The sequence below is a fragment of the Blastomonas sp. UPD001 genome, assembly GCF_003426715.1.
GTDB lineage: Bacteria > Pseudomonadota > Alphaproteobacteria > Sphingomonadales > Sphingomonadaceae > Blastomonas.
Map to the genome: position 1 here is coordinate 1 of NZ_QKVT01000189.1, position 521 is coordinate 521.

Here is a 521-nt window from a genome sequence, read left to right on the forward strand (position 1 = left end):
GGCGGAGGCGGTGCAGGCCCTGCATCCGGGCACGCAGATCACCTTCGGGCCGGCGACGGATGATGGCTTCTACTATGATCTGGCGCCACCGGCCGGGCGGGGGCCGTTCACGGACGAGGAGCTGCCGGCGATCGAGGCCGAGATGCGGCGGATCATTGCGGCGGACAAGCCCTTGCGCCGCGAGGTGTGGCGCCGCGACGACCTGATCGCGCGGTGGCGGGACCAGGGCGAAACGTTCAAGGCCGAGTGGGCGGCCGAGCTGCCCGAGGGCGAGGAGCTGAGTGTCTATTGGTCCGGCGAGGACTGGATGGACATGTGCCGCGGGCCGCACCTGCCGAGCACGGGGAAGCTGGACCCGGCGGCGTTCAAGCTGACGCGGGTGTCGGGCGCCTATTGGCGCGGCGACCAGAAGAACCCGCAGCTCTCCCGCATCTATGGCACGGGCTGGCTGACCAAGAAGCAGCTGGATGCGCATCTTCTGATGCTGGAGGAAGCCGCCAAGCGCGACCACCGCAAGCTGG

Annotated in this window: 1 pseudogene; it reads left to right on the forward strand. The window is 69.5% G+C overall.

Annotated elements, in window-relative coordinates:
- Positions 1 to 521: pseudogene (locus DM995_RS20510) on the forward strand (threonine--tRNA ligase); the annotation flags it as partial.